This is a genomic window from Psychrobacter sp. AT9, assembly GCF_047272965.1.
Classification (GTDB): domain Bacteria; phylum Pseudomonadota; class Gammaproteobacteria; order Pseudomonadales; family Moraxellaceae; genus Psychrobacter; species Psychrobacter glaciei.
Genome location: NZ_JBKOTW010000001.1, coordinates 1,818,390 through 1,837,884 on the forward strand (window position 1 = coordinate 1,818,390; position 19,495 = coordinate 1,837,884).

9 protein-coding genes are annotated in these 19,495 nt (G+C 44.3%); 8 read left to right on the plus strand and 1 reads right to left on the minus strand.

Annotation, left to right across the window (positions count from 1 at the left end; translation table 11 throughout):
- Window positions 1-121: 121 nt before the first annotated feature.
- The 6 genes from ACMFL8_RS07645 (at window position 122) to ACMFL8_RS07670 (ending at window position 10,795) form a co-directional block, all read left to right on the plus strand.
- On the plus strand, window positions 122-1,807 hold the full coding sequence (locus tag ACMFL8_RS07645) for a nitrite/sulfite reductase (protein WP_010198040.1): 1,686 nt from the start codon (window positions 122-124) through the stop codon (window positions 1,805-1,807).
- A complete protein-coding gene (locus ACMFL8_RS07650; protein WP_010198042.1) occupies window positions 1,800-2,396 on the plus strand; it encodes a DUF934 domain-containing protein in 597 nt (198 codons plus the stop codon). The genes ACMFL8_RS07645 and ACMFL8_RS07650 overlap by 8 nt, the downstream gene beginning before the upstream one ends.
- 87 nt (window positions 2,397-2,483) lie before the next feature.
- Window positions 2,484-3,122, plus strand: a complete 639-nt coding sequence (locus tag ACMFL8_RS07655) for a phosphoadenosine phosphosulfate reductase family protein (RefSeq protein ID WP_010198043.1) — start codon at window positions 2,484-2,486, stop codon at window positions 3,120-3,122.
- A 203-nt stretch (window positions 3,123-3,325) separates the two neighbouring features.
- Complete coding sequence (gene cobA, locus ACMFL8_RS07660) at window positions 3,326-4,993, plus strand: uroporphyrinogen-III C-methyltransferase (RefSeq protein ID WP_413190599.1); 1,668 nt, start codon at window positions 3,326-3,328, stop codon at window positions 4,991-4,993.
- A 168-nt stretch (window positions 4,994-5,161) separates the two neighbouring features.
- Window positions 5,162-6,769, plus strand: a complete 1,608-nt coding sequence (locus tag ACMFL8_RS07665; RefSeq protein WP_413190600.1) for an exonuclease SbcCD subunit D C-terminal domain-containing protein — start codon at window positions 5,162-5,164, stop codon at window positions 6,767-6,769.
- Between the two features lie 102 nt (window positions 6,770-6,871).
- A complete protein-coding gene (locus ACMFL8_RS07670; RefSeq protein WP_413190601.1) occupies window positions 6,872-10,795 on the plus strand; it encodes an AAA family ATPase in 3,924 nt (1,307 codons plus the stop codon).
- 231 nt (window positions 10,796-11,026) lie between these two features.
- On the opposite strand, the gene ACMFL8_RS07675 is transcribed toward ACMFL8_RS07670, so the two are convergent.
- Window positions 11,027-15,877, minus strand: a complete 4,851-nt coding sequence (locus ACMFL8_RS07675) for an NAD-glutamate dehydrogenase (RefSeq protein WP_413190602.1) — start codon at window positions 15,875-15,877, stop codon at window positions 11,027-11,029.
- Window positions 15,878-16,337: 460 nt separating this feature from the next.
- Between ACMFL8_RS07675 and purD the strand changes: the two genes are divergently transcribed.
- Both purD and ACMFL8_RS07685 read left to right on the plus strand, forming a co-directional pair.
- Window positions 16,338-17,687 carry a phosphoribosylamine--glycine ligase gene (gene purD, locus ACMFL8_RS07680; protein WP_413191383.1) on the plus strand — a complete coding sequence of 450 codons (1,350 nt, stop codon included), beginning with the start codon at window positions 16,338-16,340 and terminating at the stop codon, window positions 17,685-17,687.
- A 372-nt stretch (window positions 17,688-18,059) separates the two neighbouring features.
- On the plus strand, window positions 18,060-19,454 hold the full coding sequence (locus tag ACMFL8_RS07685) for an ABC1 kinase family protein (RefSeq protein WP_413190603.1): 1,395 nt from the start codon (window positions 18,060-18,062) through the stop codon (window positions 19,452-19,454).
- Window positions 19,455-19,495 lie beyond the last annotated feature (41 nt).

Genomic DNA, 19,495 nt, shown 5'->3' on the forward strand with positions numbered 1-19,495 from the left:
GCACAAGCTTATATGATGTAAAGCTGAATTATTCACATTGCGATCGGCAACAAAATCTATTACACACGCAAATCATTTTCGTCGCTGCTTTTAAGTCTAAAAACAAAATTGAGATTACGTCATGTATCAATATAACTACGCTGACCAAACCTTGGTAGAGGAACGGGTCGCCCAATTTCGCGACCAAACTGAACGGTTTTTGGCCGGTGAGCTGCCAGAAGATCAGTTTTTGCCCCTGCGTTTGCAGAATGGCCTTTATATCCAACGTTATGCGCCGATGTTGCGTATTGCTATCCCTTACGGCCTGCTAGCCAGTTACCAATTGCGTAAATTGGCAGAGATCACCCGTAAATATGACAGAGGCTATGGGCACTTTACGACCCGTACCAATATTCAGTTGAATTGGCCAAAGCTAGAGGAAGTTCCAGACATCTTGGCAGAACTAGCATCGGTACAGATGCACGCCATTCAAACGTCGGGCAACTGTATTCGTAATACCACAACTGATCCTTACGCTGGTATTCATCAAGAAGAGATTGCAGATCCACGTCCCTATTGTGAAATTATTCGTCAGTGGTCAACCTTTCATCCTGAGTTTGCCTTTTTGCCGCGTAAATTTAAGATTGCTGTTATTGGTACAGCCAATGACCGCGCGGCGACGCAAGTGCATGATGTGGGACTACACCTAAAAACCAATGAGGCAGGCGAGATTGGTTTTGAAGTATTGGTTGGCGGTGGTCTTGGTCGTACACCAGTGATTGGTAAAGTGATTAACGAATTCTTACCGCGTCAGCATCTGCTCAGTTATCTAGACGCTATTTTGCGTGTTTATAACCTGCATGGTCGCCGCGATAATAAATTTAAAGCCCGTATTAAAATATTGGTGGAGAGCATGGGCGGTCCTGCCTTTGCCAAATTGGTCGATGCAGAGTGGGAAGCGCATACCAAAGATGGCGCGCTGACCTTAACAGACGAGAATTTTGCCACTGCCAGCAGTTTCTTTAGCGAGCCTGATTATGTTGCCTTCGACGCTCTGCAAGCACAGTCTGATTTGCAGCAGCAACTCAATGCCGATAAAGACTTTGCCAATTGGTACAATCAAAATACGGTCGCGCATAAAGTGTCGGGCTACCGTGCCGTTGTTATTTCTTTAAAAGCAGGGTTGGTCGACGGAAGCTATGTGCCTTCGGGCGATGTCAACGAGCAGCAAATGGATGCCCTCGCTGACTTATCAGATAAATATAGCTTTGGGGAGTTACGCGGTACTTATCAGCAAAATTTGGTGTTTGCTGATGTGCAAACCAATCATCTGTATGAGCTATGGCAACAGCTGACCGAGCTTAATTTAGCGCGTGCCAATATAAACACCTTAACAGACATGATTGTCTGCCCAGGTTGGGATTATTGCTCGCTTGCCAATGCCACGACTTACAATATCGCTGAGCAAATCGAGAAACAGTTTGATGATCTCGACTACCTTTATGACTTGGGTGAGATTCGTCTAAACATGTCCGGCTGTATGAACGCTTGTGCGCACCATCATACGGGTGATATCGGTATCCTTGGTGTCGATAAAAAAGGCGAACACTGGTATCAAATTAGTTTGGGTGGTAACTCAAGCAGTGATGCCAAAATCGGCAAGATATTGGGCAAAGCAGTGCCAGCTGATGATGTCGCTACTACTCTACAAAAGATTTTGGACGTTTATCTAGAGCTGCGTGCTAGTAATGACAATGACGTAGAACTCTTTACTGATTTGGTCGATCGCGTTGGTATCGCACCATTTAAGGAGAAGGTCTATGGGTAATCATCATGTACTAAATAGTGATGGTGTCGATATCAGTCAGACTGATACTTGGCATGCGCTTACCACCAATGAGATACCAGATGGTATCGCTCTCACAGAGATATCGCTGCTCGAGACCTTACAAAAGCAAGAGAAGCTCGATGTCGTCCTACCACTTGCAGACTTGTTGGATGCTAAAGGCACGCTCGCTGGTGGACTATTGCAGCAAGTATATGAGCTGTTGGGCGAGCATACTAGCCGTCTTGGTGTTTGGATTACCTCAGACACTGATACTGATGCGCTGGCAGGATTGACAGACTTTTTGTTAAAGCAAGATTTGATTGTGATTCATGTACCAGCCTTTACTGATGGGCGTGGTTTTAGTTTCGCACAGACGCTACGTCAGCTCGGTTTTCAAGGCGAGATTCGTATGGCAGGCAAGTTTGGTCGTGACCAAATTGCGTATCTACTGCGCGCGGGTGCCGACACTTTTGTACTTAGCGAGCACGATATGCAGTCTATCTCTGATATCAGTCAAGCATTCAATGCGCTTGCCAGCAGTTATGATGGTCGCAACGCTGCCGACTTGCCGATGTTTTCGGGCGCTTAATATTGCTATTCAGTAGCCATTATTTACTTTTAAGTATTTTGTTTATTTAACCATTTTTTTATATTAACAACAATTAAGGAACGTATTATGAGCCAATTACACCCAAATCTAGACCTTGATCAAGCCAACCAAGCGCTACAAGGTAAATCACCAGAAGAAATCGTAGCATGGGCATTGCAGCAAGCTAAAAACCCAATTATCACGACGAACTTCCGTCCTTATGAATCTGCTATTTTGCATTTGGTCGCCAAGCAACGTCCTGATATTACCGTATTATGGGTAGATTCTGGCTATAACACCGATGCCACTTATCGTTTTGCTAATAAAGTCATCAAAGATTTAGGTCTAAATGTCATTACGTATATCCCTAAACAAACGGCTGCCCATCGTGACGCCACTATGAATGGCATTCCAGGGATTGATAATCCACAGCATGACGAATTCACTGAACAAGTGAAGCTTGAGCCGTTCCGCCGCGCACTAGATGAGCTAAAGCCTGACGTTTGGTTCAATGCCATTCGTAAAGATCAAACCGAATTCCGCCAAGGCCTTGATGTGTTAAGTCTATCAAAAGATGGCGTGCTAAAAGTAGCACCGTTGTTTGAAAAAACAGATGCAGACTTGGATGTTTATTTAGACGAGCACAAACTACCTAACGAGCATGACTACTTTGATCCAACGAAAGTAGAAGAGAGCCGTGAGTGTGGCCTGCATACGCAGCTGTAATATCGACTGATTTTAGTTAAGCAAAAGCCCTCTCATAAACGAGAGGGCTTTTTGCATTCTGTATGGCTATTCCTTTTTCAATCAAAAACTACCTTTAACATGTCAAAAACGAATATACTAATGCCAATACACTAAGTGAGACGTCGCACGCGATACCTCATAATAGGGGTATATTTTACATTGAATAAATTGCTGGTGATGCTATGAACACCTTTCCGCTATTTTTTAAATTAGAAGACCGCAAAGTGCTGATCGTCGGTGGCGGCGATGTGGCGCTACGTAAGGCTGACTTGCTCAGCCGTGCTGGGGCTTGTATCACGGTACTGGCACCAACCATTATGGCTGAGATACAAGCGTTGCTATCTGATAGCAAGCACCAACTCATCTATGAAAACTATCATAAAACCTATATGACAGGCGCGCGTGTCATCATCGCGGCGACAGATGACGAAACGCTCAATCATCAAATTCATGCCGATGCTACCGAGATTAATATTCCCGTAAACGTGGTCGATACCCCGCCTTTGTGTGATTTTATTTTTCCTGCCATCGTCGATCGCAATCCCATTGTGATAGGTATTTCTTCGAATGGTAAAGCGCCTGTGCTGGCACGTCTGTTGCGTGCGCGTCTTGAGACATTAATACCCCAAGGCTACGGCAAACTTGCCAAGCTGGCAGGCGATTTCCGTGCTGAGGTAAAAAGCAAAATCCCAACCTTGACAGGTCGTCGGCAGTTTTGGGAGCGTGCTTTTGAAGGTCAAGTCAGTGAGCTGATGTTTGCGGGTAATGAAACCCAAGCGGCCGCCCAATTAAAAGCCGACTTGGACGAGACGGCTGCCAAAATTGATAGAACCAGCAATGCAGACACTCAAATTCCACAAACAGCGATATCGGTGACGGATTCAAAAGATCAGCCACAACAACATCCTGAACATTCAGCTGCATCGTCTGAGCAAACGCCTATCGGTGAAGTCTATATCGTCGGTGCAGGTCCGGGTGATCCAGAGCTGCTTACCTTTAAAGCGCTACGTTTAATGCAGCAAGCCGATATTGTCTATTATGATGCGCTGGTATCACCGCAAGTATTGGATCTATGTCGCCGTGATGCCGACAAAGTATTTGTCGGTAAAAAACGTAGCAACCACGCCGTCGCTCAGCTTGGTATCAATGAGCTGTTGGTCAATAGTGCGAAAGAAGGTCGCCGTGTGGTACGGCTAAAAGGTGGTGATCCCTTTATCTTTGGACGTGGTGGTGAAGAAATTGAAAGCCTGCGCGCCCATGGCGTCCCGTATCAAGTCGTCCCCGGTATTACCGCTGCCAATGCTGCCGCAAGTTACGCTGGTATTCCGCTCACCCACCGTGATCACTCGCAATCTGTGCGCTTTGTCACTGGATTTTTAAAGGCTGGCGCGCCCAATAGCAACTTTAAGAGCTTTTTAAATACGGATGAAACCGTGGTGTTTTATATGGGTCTGCATTCGCTGCCACGTTTGACTGAAGGCTTGATTGAGGCAGGACGCAATGCCGATACACCAATCGCTATCATATCCAACGCCAGTATGCCAAACCAGCAGGTGTTGACAGGGACGCTAGCAACCATTGTCGCCCAACAAGAAAAAGCGCAATTGCCAACGCCAGCCTTACTAATCATGGGTGATGTGGTCGCGCTACATCATGATTTGGCTTGGTATAATTTACAGAATCAGCAGCACAATCAAAACGTCAGTGACACCGCAAATAATTGGTTGCGTGGCGGTACTGCTGCGACACCCAAAGAAACAAGCTTACAGCAGCAAGCACATGCCCTATCAATGGTAGCCAATCTAGCAACGCAGCAAGAAGATGGACTCGAGAAACTGGTTATTGATTAGTGACTCTCCTCAACTAAATCGACAACTTAATCGATAGCCACCTTAAGGGGCTAACCAAAATAAAACCCTATCAATGATATTTGGTAGGGTTTTATTTTGGCAGCAGAGCAAACAGCAATAATTCTTGCTAGAATGAAGGCTTTCTACTAAAAATCTTTAAGCTCAACTATGTCATCACTTGCCGGTACCAAATCCATGCCTATTAAACCTCTCACTATACTCCATACCTCTGATTGGCATTTGGGACGACGGCTTTATGGTCGCATGCGTTATGAGGAATTTGAGGCATTTTTAAGCTGGCTTGAAAAGACGATTAGCGCGCAAAAAGTCGATGTATTAATCGTTGCTGGTGATATCTTTGATACCATGACGCCAAGTAATAGAGCCCAAGCACTGTATTTTGAGTTTTTGGGTAGAGTGTCAAAATCCTGCTGTCAGCACGTAGTGATAGTTGCGGGCAATCACGACTCCCCTACTTTTTTAGATGCACCCAGTCAGGTGCTTAAGTTTTTAAACGTCCATGTCATTGGTACGGCCTGTGACGACTTAACCGATGAAGTATTGGTTTTAGGTGATGCAGATGGTACACCTCATTGTATTATCGCCGCTGTCCCTTATTTGCGCGACCGCGATGTGCGTAGCAGTAGCGCTGGCGAGTCAGCTAAAACCAAAGATGCCAATGTCATCGCTGGTATTTGCGCGCACTATGATGGTGTTGCAGAGATTGCCACAGCCAAACAAGCTGAACTAGCTAAGTCGCATAAGCGTCACATTCCTATCATCGCGACAGGGCATTTATTCGCGGCTGGTGGCACTACTACTGATGATGATGGCGTACGTGAGCTGTATGTGGGAAGCTTGGGCAAAATATCCGCCGATATGTTCGATGAATGCTTTGATTATGTCGCACTTGGTCACTTGCATGTGCCGCAGCGTGTCGGTGGTCGTGAGAGCATTCGCTATTCAGGCTCGCCTATCGCAATGGGATTTGGAGAGGCTCGCCAGCAAAAACAGGTATTGCTGGTAAAATTTGGCGAAGCTTCAAAGCAGGTTACTGATGAGACTTCACCGTCAAAGGCAATTGATGAAGTTATAAGTTTTCAGGCGACAGAAACGGTAGCGCCTATCGAGAAATCCGTAGAGAAACTCTCTAAAAAAGCAGCTGCTCAAGCAACTGAATTTATGGACGACTTGTTTGGCTTTGGTGATTCGGCAGACAGCGAAGCGATTACGCCAAACGCCTTTGACGACTCAATTTCTAGTCAAGTAAACGCTATACAGAGTAACCACCCTACAAACAATTCCACAAATAACGCCATATTAGTCTCTAACCTACTACATCATGACGAATCACGTCAGATGGAGGTCATCTCTCTACCCATTCCAAAATTCCAAAAGTTAGCACAAGTTTCAGGTGATCTAGACGCTATTCAGCAGACTATCGATAAAACCATTCAGTCTCTCAATGCAACACAGTCCGTTTGGCTGGAAGTTATTTATACAGGTAATGATGTGGTCAGTGAGCTGCGCGATCATATTCAATCGATGGTAGATGGCTCGTCCTGTGAGGTGTTAAAAATAAAAAACACTCATACTTATAATAAAGTCCTCAATCAACAGCAGATCTCTGAGACGCTCCAAGATTTAAATGAGCAAGAGGTATTTGAGCGTTGCTTAGTCGCACATAGTGTTCCTGATGAGCAAAAATCAACCTTGCGTGATGCTTATGAGCAAATCGTTTATAACCTTCGTCATGAAGACACTCAGGCCGAATAATAGCAGCTTATTACAGAGGCAATTAATAGCTTCTTAATTTATCATTACTGTTTCTCATCACTGCCATTTTCTTACTACTCTATATAAAAATAAGACCTGCCCATGCGACTGATTGAACTGCGACTCAAAAACCTGAACTCCCTAAAAGGCGAATGGCACATTGACTTTAGTGACCCCGCTTTTCTTAATGAGGGCATCTTTGCCATTACTGGGCAGACGGGCGCTGGCAAGACGACCATCTTGGATGCGATTTGCTTAGCACTATATAGCCAAACGCCAAGATTGGGTGATATTACAGGTTCGACAAACGAGATCATGACTCAGGGTACAGGTGAATGCTCGGCTGAAGTCATCATCGAGATTGACTCAACACGCTATCAATGCTCGTGGTATCAACATCGTGCTCATAAAAAAGCCAAAGGCAACTTATTGCCGATCAAGCATGAAATCAGCGAGGTTGAGACTGGCAAGATTTTAGAAGAAAAAAAATCTAAAACATCGGTCTATATCCAAGACCTTATCGGCATGGACTTTAGTCAATTTACCCGATCTATTATGCTAGCACAGGGCAGTTTTGCGGCGTTTTTAAAGTCTGATATTGGTGATAGAGCCGCCATTTTAGAGAAAATAACGGGCACTGCCATCTATGCCAAAATATCATTAAATGTGCATGAAAAGAAACGCTCTGAAGAAGAGGTGCTAAGCAATCTCCAAGCAGGCGTCAACAGCTTGTCTTTACTAAGTATCGAAGATGAACAACTGCTGATTTCAGCGTTAGAAGATCTTAATCAACAGCAAAGCACACAACGAAAAACCTTTAAAACACTAAGCGAGCAACTACAGTGGCTAGACAACGTTCAGCAGTTACAGCAAAGTCTGGCTATTTATCAAACTGAATTTGCAACAGCGCAGCAGGCACAGCAAGACTTCACTCCTGAAGCGCTACGCTTAGACATTGCCAGCAAAGCATTGGAGATTGACAGCCAATTTCGAGAGCTGAGTCATAGCCGCGATACGGTTAAACGGCTGGGTATTGAACAACAGTACCTGCTTGATAAGCTTCCAGTACACCAAGAAGCACTGGCCCAGACTGCGGCTCAGTTAGACGATGCCAACACTGTTGAAAAGCAAGCCACAAAACGCCTTCAAACGACCTTGCCAGTGATTGCCAAGACGCGTGAGTTGGATGCCGATATAAAACAGTTATCACAGTCTCTAGTAGACGATAATCAGCGTAAAGATATACTAGCAAGTAATGCTCACAAATTACGTCAAGAAATCGCTAACCACAAACAAACAGAGCAAGTGACCAAAACTCAGCTTAGCACTATAGAGAAGCATTTTAACGACAACCAAGAATTAAACGACCTCGATACGGATATAGCAACCTTTGATAATATCTGTAGTCGATTGAAGGGGCTGCTACAGGACAATGTCCACTTAACAAAGGACAGTCTTGCGCTTAATCATCAATCCAAACAACTCAAGGCTGAATGTGATCAGTTATCTAAGCGGCAATCCGCGGATAAACTGAAAATAGTACAACAACGTGAGCAATTGACCCACTTGCAACAGCAACAATCGGCACTGCTCCAAAATCAATCAATCGCTAGTATGCGTAGCGAACAAGAGCAAATCGATCATATTAGCAATCAAATTTCGCAAGCCAGCTTTAAGCTAAAGCAGTTGTCCGAGATTGTTGGCCAAATCACGAAGACCACTCTCTCGCTACCGACGCTAACTAATGAGTTAACAACATTAGAAGGTTTGCTGGCTAGCCATCAATCAGACATTCAAGATACCAAAATCAAACGACAAGAAAAGCTGACACATTTAACCCTACTACAAAAAGTCGCTAAGCTTGAAGACTATATAACAGAACTAGAAGATGGGTTGCCCTGCCCGCTTTGCGGTGCACATGAGCACCCTTACGGCAAACAGCATCCATTATTAGACAACAATTATACTAACGACACCAACGACACTAGCAACCAAAATCAACCGTCTCAGATAAAGCAAACCCAGCAGCAATTGGCTGAATTAGAAACCCATATCGAGAGTCTTGAGCAGGCTTTATCGGGCTACCATATCGAATATGCCACAAAGCAAGAAACGCTTAACAACCAGCAGCAGCGACTAGCACCACTACAGCAACAATCCAAAACCTTAGGCAGTGATATTCAGGGTTACATATCGTCGCTGTTAAATACCGACCATCGTTATTCTGAGTCGATTGCAGCTATTATCAAGCCATTGGCGCAAATGAGTGACGGCATTAATACCGATATTTCGGATGTTAACCAGTGCGTATTTTTATTAGATACCGTTAAACAGCAGCTTATTGAACAAAAGCAGACCATTAAGATGACATTGCTTCATTATGACGAGCTGATTGAGAATGCATCCACCCTCCGTACTGCTATCGAACATGACGAAAAACAGCAGCAGGCACTGATCAGCAATATCAATAACTTAACAACTGACATCACGCTTTACACGCAGAAAATTGAAGGTATCGAAGGTAGGGTTATGGCTAACTTCTCTGAGCTGGCGCCCGCTATGACAACAATTTCATCTTTAGTGCGCAAATACCCTGTAGATAAATATAAGAATGATTTCAGTATCAATTTTGAGTCAACAGTCATTCAAGACGTATTGGGGCAACTGGATAACAGTATCGATCAGCACACTGTGCTCGATAACGCAGACTATGACCGTCATATAGATGTATTGCGTCAACAGCGTAGCGCGCTTAATCAGTTGAAACAAAAATTTAATGAGAAAAAAGACAGTCAACAGCAACTCACCAATACGTTAAGCAGCTTGGCTGCGCAGATTGAGACTAAGCAAGATCAGCTTACCAACGATGAAGTAGCTTTCGCAAAACTAACAAACTTCATTACCAATAAAACCAATGATATTGAAAAACTAAATCACTCTAGAATAGAGATTTTTTCAGATAAAAATCCAGACTACGAAGAGACGCAATTACGCAGTACTGTTGATGAGGCTAAAGTTAAGCAAGTAGTAGCACAAAGGCGGTTAGATTCGGTGCAGCAAGCATTAGAACAATTAACGACTAGAAAGCAACAGCTAGAAATGGAGCTACAGTCTGCCACTGTCATGATGGGTAGTAAGCAACAAACCTTTACTGATTCACTCGCAGAGTCGCAGTTCACGGATGAGTCAGAATTTATCAATGCACGCCTGCCTAAAGAAGAGCGAGAAGCCCTACATATACGTAAATTGGCGATTGATAATGCGTTATATCAAGCTAAGTTACAGTTGAATGTGACTCAGCAAGCGTTAGAGCAAAAGCTTGCCACCCCTATGACCGAGGAAAACCGAGACACACTTGCTGAGCAGCATCACCAGATTCAGACGGAGATTGATCAGTTAAGTCAAAAAATCGGGGCTATTGATCAAAAGCTCACAGACAATCACAACCAAAAAGGACAACAAGTGGCTCAGCTTGTTGCTATCAATGCACAAAAACAAAAGCTGCAAGTTTGGCAACAGCTCCACATTTTAATTGGTTCGGCTGATGGCAAAAAATACCGTACCTTTGCCCAAGGCTTAACGTTTGAGGTCATGATTAGCCATGCCAATAGCCAATTACAAAAGATGAGTGATCGCTATTTGCTGATTCATGACGATAACCATCCGCTTGAGCTAAATGTCATCGATAACTATCAAGGCGGTGATATTCGCAGTACTAAAAATCTATCCGGCGGTGAAGGCTTTATTATCAGCTTGGCACTCGCACTAGGACTATCACAAATGGCCAGTCACAATATTCGCGTCGACTCGTTATTTTTGGATGAGGGTTTTGGGACACTTGATGAAGAATCACTTGATATTGCGCTAGATACCTTAACCAGCCTACAACAAGAAGGTAAATTGATTGGTATCATCTCGCATGTACAGGCATTAAAAGATCGCATTCTCACTCAAATTAAGGTTGAGAAACTCTCAGGAGGATTCAGTCAGATATCTGGTCAAGGTTGTCAGAAGGTGCCAAATTAACGCCGTTATTAAAAAACATCGTAACGATAAAAGCCATATATAGTCAGTGAAAAGTAATATCGATACATCAGCAGTATCGTCGCATTTTTGGGGTATTTTGACTATAACATGACAGCCAACGTTTAATGACCATCGTTTATTGAATAATAAAAAACCACCGTTAATGAATAACGGTGGTTTTTTTACGATCATTTATTTTAATAGCAACTGTTTTGCTAGTTACTATTCTAGCTACTTTGTCACTAAGCCGCTCAGCTCACTCATGAGCACAGATAGCGTTGACAGACTGATTTGAATATCATCATTACTATCGAGCTTATGCATCTCTGTCGTTATCAATTCGAGCTGATTTTGATGACGAGACTTCCACTCACTAAATGCTTGTTTTGCATCTGGTTTTGAGAGAACAGCATCCATCAATAGACGCAAGCTGCGTGATAATTCATTCGCTAAGGCATGACGAGCACGGCGATCCCAATAGCCTTGTTGCGGTAAGGTCGCGATGTTGTCCGTCATCCAATCGAGCTGTAGTACTTGATAGGCTTCAAAGTATAGAGTCGCAATCTCATCGACAGGACGTTCATACTGCTCGGCAAGTAACGCCGCATCTAGCGCATCGACATGGTAAGGCAGCATAGCAAACAAGGTGGCATCACTATCGGACAGATCTTTTTGCATTAGGCTATGAGTGTCTTCTTCTAAGTACTCTGCAAATTGCTGCTCAATGAACCCACCTGATTTGGTTAATTTCTCAACACTATCTCTAAAGCGGCTGATCATATCAGCGACTTGCAAGTTTTGCCCAAAGGTATTGATGAACCAAACCACACCGCGCTCGAGCGCATCACGTAGACGTAGCTCAAGGTTAAGCAATAATGTCGCATCGACTTTATTGTCTAACGACTCAAGCGTGTTCCAAGCTTTTGATACATTAAAGACATCACGGCTAATCGCATATCCACGGATAATGGTCGCTAGAGATTGGTCTGTTTCTTCATAGAGACGGAACAATGCTTCGATACCCAAACGGTTGACCACACTATTGGTCATATAAGTACTGATAATCTCACGATGCAAGCGATGCTCAGTCATCTCATCAAAGAACCGCGTAGCCAGCTCATCTGGGAAGTACTTGCGCAGCTCATTGATGAAATACGGGTCATCTGGCAAGTCAGATAGCAACAAGTTGTCGTAAACCCACATTTTGCCATACGCCATGACCACGGCAAGCTCAGGAGGGGTCAAACCCGTATCTGCTTTTTGACGCTTGGCAATCTCTTCGTCTGCTGGCAAGTACTCAATAGCACGGTCAAGACGCCCTTCACCTTCTAGCATCTGGATGAAACGCTGATGATCGCTTAAGTTAGCAGCGGCACGAATATGGCTGAGCTCAATCGCTTGCGGTTGTAGATAGTTCTGGCGCAGCACCAATTCTGCTACATTATCAGTCATACTTTCTAGCAGCTCATTACGCTGTTTTAAAGTCATATCGCCTTGTTCGACTACTTTGCCGAGTAGGATTTTGATATTGACCTCATGATCTGAGCAGTTCACGCCGCCTGAGTTATCGATGGCATCGGTATAAATGCGCCCACCCGTTTGTGCGTATTCGATACGCCCTTGCTGGGTGAAGCCCAAGTTGCCCCCTTCTCCAATCACTGCACAGCGCAGCTCATTACCATTGATACGCAGCACATCATTAGCACGGTCACCAACATCGGCATGGCTCTCGCTTTCACTTTTGACATAAGTACCGATACCACCGTTCCAAATGAGGTCAACCGGTGACTTCATTAAGGCGCTAATGAGATCGTTAGGGGCTAAGTTGTCTTCGTTAATGTCGAAGAGGTCTTTCATTTCAGCACTGATAGCGATACTTTTATCTTGACGTGAGAATATACCACCACCTTGACTGATTAATGATTTTTCATAATCAGCCCACGATGAGCGTGGCAGTTCAAACAAACGTGCGCGCTCGGCATATGAGGCAGCAGTGTCTGGATTAGGGTCAATAAAGATATGCAGATGGTTAAAAGCAGCGACTAGCTTGGTATGGGTTGAGAGCAGCATACCATTACCAAATACATCACCACTCATATCACCGATACCGACCACAGTGAAGTCATCACGGTTTTGAATGTCCATGCCACGCATACGGAAGTGGCGTTTAACCGACTCCCAACCACCGCGAGCGGTGATACCCATGGCTTTATGATCATAACCGACCGACCCGCCCGAGGCAAAGGCATCATCGAGCCAGAAGTTGTATTCGGCAGACAAGGCGTTGGCAATATCAGAGAAACTTGCTGTACCTTTATCGGCTGCAACGACTAAGTATGGATCGTCTTCATCATGACGCACCGTATCGGCTGGTGGGACAATTTTTCCATCCACAATATTATCCGTGACATCGAGCATACCGCGTAAGAACGTCTGATAACAGGCGATACCTTCGGCTTGGAACGCTTCACGGCCATCTGCCATAGATTTGGTCTTGACGATAAAGCCGCCTTTTGAACCGACCGGCACGATAACCGCGTTTTTGACCATTTGCGCTTTGACCAGACCGAGTACTTCGGTACGGAAATCTTCCATACGGTCTGACCAACGCAGACCACCACGGGCCACTTTACCACCGCGTAGATGTACGGCTTCAACCCGTGGTGAGTAGACAAAGATCTCAAACATTGGCTTAGGCTTGGGCAAGTTTGGAATATCTGCTGCCAAAAACTTAAACGATAGGCGATCTTTACGTACACCCTCACTGTCTCTCTGATAAAAGTTGGTACGCACCATCGCATTGATTAAATCTAAATACCAACGCAAGATACGATCTTCATCCAAGCTATCGACGTCTATCAATGCCGCTGTAATTTGCTCTTGAATCTGCGTGGTTTTTTCTTGGCGCGCCTCTTCACTATATTTAGGATTCATACGCGCATCGAACAAGCTGCTTAATGCCACACTAATGTCGCTGTTTTTGACCACAGTCTGTTGAATATAAGCACTAGAGAATGGTGCTCGGGCTTGCATCATATAGCGCTGTAAGGCGCGGAGCACCACCACATCATAAGTGTCTAGCTTAGTAATCAATACCAGCTCGTTAAAAGAGTCACTCTCAACACGTCCTGCCCAAATCTGCTTGAGGCTCTCTTCAAATTGATTGCGTACCACTTGCATATTGACCGTATCGACATGCTCCAAGGTGAGCTCATACTCTTGCATCCAAATAGGCTTCTCAGGCAAGTCAAACTCATAGGTTTGCGCTGAAATCACCGAGACACCAAAGTTTTCAAGAATGGGCAATACTTTTGACAAGATGACTGGTTGCTCACGACCATAGAGCTTCAGGTGCAACTGATTACTCGCGTCACCCGTTGACTGATACAAGTGCCAAATCATTGGCTGAACGTCGGTTAACCCAGCCAGACGCTTGACATCTTCGACGGCGGTACGAGCATCAAAGCGTTCTTGGTAAGCGGCAGGTATATAATTTAAAAAACGACGATTGAGTGCATTGGCTTGTTGTTCACCCACATTATCGAGTAGCATTTTTTGATAATGATCGCCCCATGACTGCATGAGTGCCGATAGCTTTTCTTCTAGAGCTGCCGTATTCACTTCATTAACTTGACCGGGCACGGTGCGTACATGGACATGTACACGAGCGTGGGCAGATTCATTAAACTCAGTGGTAAAGCCAGATGACGTGCCACCGTAAGCATCTTTCAAGACATTTTGTACTTTAATGCGCAATTCAGTGTTGAATTTATCACGGGGGATATAGACCAAGCAGGAAACAAAACGCTGATAATGGTCGATGCGGCTGAATAGACGTAGGCTCTTTTTGTCTTGTAATTGGCTGATGCCAGAGACAATTGGATATAACTCTTCGACGCTGGCTTGAAACAGATCATCACGTGGCAAGGTGTTGATGACGTGCATCATCTTATGGTGTGCATGACCATCTCGTGGCAGGTACGCCATTGCCATGATTTTATTGGCTTTTTCGCGCAGTAGTGGTATTTGCTGAACGGTCAGCTGATAGGCTTGCGACGTCAGCAAACCGATAAATCGATATTCACCGACCAGTTTACCGTTGTCATCGAACTTATGAATACCCAAAAAGTCCATATATACTGGACGATGCACAGGTGAGACACGGCTTGATTTAGAGAGCATCAGTACGCGCGGCTCAGTTAATAGCTGCTTGAGTACTGTTGGCAATTGGCTAAAGCTTTCTGACAGTTTGTCTTCTTCAGCGCCACGTAGCAGACCAAGCCCACTATTACCAATAGCAAATAAATCCAAGTCTGCATTTTTGGCGTTAGTAGCGTCGCTGTTGACATCCATCATACTATTGCCTTCTAAGCGGTACTCACGATAGCCTAAAAAGATAAAATGATCGTCTAATATCCAATCCAAAAATGCTTGAATCTCTTTCTGTGAATAGAATACTTCTGGCAGTGGTTTTTTTGACAGTTCAGATTGAATAGAAGTCAGTTTTTCTCTCATTTGCTTCCAATCGCCAACGACTGTATCAAGCGTGTCCACTTTTGCTAATAATAGTTCTTGTAATGCCGCCAACTCTTCGTTGTCTTGATAGGCAATTTCGCAGTGAATCAAAGATAAGTGAGACGTAGCGCTTTCATGCGCGCCTTCAATATGAACGATATTGCCATCATCATCACGCGCAACACTAATAATGATGTTATACGTGCGATGGACGTCAATACCTTGAGCCTCAAGGCTCATCAAGATCGTATCTACCAAGAACGGCCTGTCGTAAGCCACTATCTGTATGACTGTGTGTGAGCTGTGGAAATGCTGCTCTTCTGCCTTTGGATTTAAAATGGCGAGTTGTGGTTTTTTGCCATCATACGATTTCAGTAGCGTAAAATGATGGAGTGCCATGCCAGCTAAATCAGTATTACTTATCGCCTCTGCTGTTTCCTGATGCAGCGGCTGGTAATAACTATGAATAAAATGATCAAATAGCGATTTGTCATTTTGTACATAGTTGGTGGCAATATCGCTTATCTGGCTTATGTGCTCTTTTGCGATACTTAGAGAGTTTGGCATGTTTGCTGTCCTTGTTATAAGTTTAGTACTTCAATTTTCTCTATTTATTTTCACTCATTAATCAATATCAATGACTAGCAACGTTTGAATATAATGAATCTTACCGATGTCAGATGGTAGTACTCCATTTGTGAGCTACCTTGTTATTATTGGCATCCTCTCCTGGTTTTTATTGCCTAACTTTTATAAGAGCAAACGGCTTGCTAGATTTGATACCGTTAATATGTTGAAGTGTAACGCACCTACGCTCATAGCTAAAGCGTACAACATCATTTCATGAATCAGCAACATGCCGATAACCTTTGCTCATGAGACAATGAGGACTTAATTGTTGGTGAATACTTGCTGGCAAGTGGATACTCATGGTAATCAAGACACTTTTTTTGTTAGAATATGACCGTATCTCTCAGAGTGTATGACTAACTCATTATTAACTTTAATGCTAAGGGCAAGACGTATGATGAATATTTTGGTGATTGGCTCAGGTGGTCGCGAACACGCGCTAGCATGGCAATGTGCAAAAGACGACAATGTCCAACACGTTTACGTCGTGCCAGGCAATGCTGGTACTGCCCTTGAACCTAAATGCCAAAACGTTGTTTTAGAGCCTGCACGCAGTGAGGCGGACGAACACAGTGCTGTCATCGAGTTTTGCCAAAATAACGCCATCGATATGGTCATCGTAGGCCCAGAAGCGCCACTAGTTACAGGTATCGTCGACGCCTGCCGTGCTGCTGGCATCAAGGCTTGGGGGCCGACCGCATATTGTGCGCAATTAGAAGGCTCAAAAACCTTTGCCAAAGAATTCATGGCACAGAACAATATCCCAACGGCGGCTTATCAAGGATTTACAGACGCTGATGCTGCCAAAGCCTATATCGATGAACAAGGCGCGCCTATTGTTATCAAAGCGGATGGTCTAGCTGCCGGTAAAGGCGTCATCGTTGCGGAGACTGTCGAACAAGCACATGATGCAATCGATGATATGCTAGCTGACAATAAGTTTGGCGACGCCGGTAGCCGTGTCGTTATCGAGCAGTTTTTGCAAGGTGAAGAAGCCAGCTTTATTTGTATGGTTGATGGCAAGAATATCCTGCCGATGGCAACCAGCCAAGATCATAAGCGCGCTTTTGAAGGCGACACTGGGCCTAACACTGGTGGTATGGGTGCTTATTCTCCTGCACCAGTCGTTACTCAAGAGGTTCATGACAAGGTAATGGCACAAGTTATTCAGCCCGTGGTTGACGCTATGAATGCCGCCGGTCATCCTTATACTGGATTTTTATATGCTGGTCTCATGATTGACAAGGCAGGCGATCCGTATGTCATCGAATTTAACTGCCGTTTTGGTGATCCAGAGACACAGCCAATTTTAATGCGCTTGCAGTCTTCAATGGTAGATTTAGTCGCTCAAGGGCTGGCTGGTCAATTACCAAGTGATGCTCAATGGGATGCGCGCCCTGCCCTTGGTATCGTGGTTGCCTCAAAAGGCTATCCTGAAACTTCTTCAAAAGGTGATGTGATTGCTGGCTTGCCAGAGTTGGATGCCAATAGTGATAGTGCGGTTAAAGTCTTTCACGCAGGCACGGCCTTTTCACATAATAGCAATGCTGATACGGCAAATACGGGTAATAATAAAGAAGTTATTACTAATGGTGGACGAGTATTATGCGTGACGGCATTAGCAGATACTATTTCAGACGCTCAACAAGCCGCATTAGCAGTAACAGGTGCAATCAGCTTTGATGGGGCGCAGTATCGCCGCGATATCGGTCATCATGCGATTACCCGCGAAAAAGCAAAGGCATAGTTCATTATTGACAAGGTTTCTGACGATGTTTGGCAAAATTGAGCCGTTTTAAGACTACTAAAATATATCAATGTGCTAATCAATGACACGCCCTAGTACTATGCTAGGTCGTGTTTTTTGCTGTATCTTTAAATCGATACAGACTTTTTACTTTATGAAGTCGTTTGTAGCAACAACAGTGGCTAACGTGTGTAAACGTTCGAATCTTACTTTAGCTTACAAAGTAACTGCCAGTAGTCAACTAAGGCTTATAAACCGCCTTCTCTTTATATGATACAATTTTGTACCCGTTTGTACCTGCGCGTCGCATCTCTCTTGTATTGTAGGTTTTGAACCCGCAAATCAATACCAACTGGATGAATGATTATATTTATGGCAAATGATACGTCTAAACCTTCTAATAATAAGCAGTCAATTGACAACTTAAAAACCTCAGGGTTTGAGCGTCGTATGTCGATTGCCAAAACCTCTCTAAATATTGGTCGTCGTTGGGCAGGCAATAGCGTGTCTGGTATGTTTTTGAATAAAGAAGCGCGCACGGCACGTAACCAAGCTTTTATGGAAGCGCAGGCAAATTATGTGGCAGAAGAACTGGGCAAACTGAAAGGCTCAGTAGTAAAAATCGGTCAAATGCTGGCCATTTATGGTGAGCATGTATTGCCACCTGAGATAACGCGTGCCTTACAAACGCTTAATGATGATACAGCTACCCTGTCATGGCCAACCATCGAGCATACCTTGCGTCAACTACTGGGTGACAAACTCAGTGAGCTTGATGTGGATACTATCCCGATTGGTACAGCTTCTCTTGCCCAAGTCCATCGAGCCACGGTGTTAGCGACTGGTGAGCAAGTGGTGTTGAAAATTCAATATCCAGGGGTCGCAGACGCCATCAACTCTGATCTTGCCTTATTTAAGCGTTTGCTAAAAGTCAGCAACATTGTCCCGCAAACGCGCTCGCTCGATGCATGGTTTGAAGAGATACGCGACCTACTCCATCACGAAGTTGATTATGAGGCAGAGGCTGCAACCACTGAGCGTTTTTATGAGCGTTTGATAGATGATCCACGTTATGCTGTGCCCAAAATAAATCGCACTTATTCGAGCAAACGTCTGTTATGTATGTCTTATGAGCCTGGCATTAGTGTCGTTTCTGAAGCGCTACAGCTTTTGCCCCACGAGCGCCGCAATGCCATTGGTCAAGCAGCCATAGAAATTATGATGCAAGAGATTTTTGTTTGGGGCGAAATGCAAACGGACCCAAACTTTGGTAACTACCTCGTCCGTGTCAGCGATAATGAAAACGATATTGATAAGTTAGTATTATTAGATTTTGGGGCTATCCGCCAGTTTGATAATACTCTATTGACGATTGCTCATGGTTTACTAAAAGCTGGTTATCGTCATGATCATCAGGCGATGATCCAGGCTATGACTGGCTATGACTTTTTTGACACGATGAGTGACAAAGTCCGTTCTGATATTGCCTCGTTATTTTTATTGGCAACTGAGCCTTTTAGTGATCCCGCGATGAATAGCGACATTCCTACTGAGTGCTTAGATGAACAAAGCCGTTATATCTGGGCAAATAGCAAGCTGCATTCACGCCTCTCATCTGCTGCGACACGGGCGATGCAGTCTTTCGAATTTAATCTGCCGCCAAAAGAATTTATGTTTATTAGTCGTAAGTTTATTGGTGCTTATACTCTTTTAACAGTTTTAGACGCCTATACGGATTCTAATAAATTAGTGAAGCCTTACTTGTAATATGAAATGAGTGTAATTTTTGGACTGCCCTTTAGTGGCAG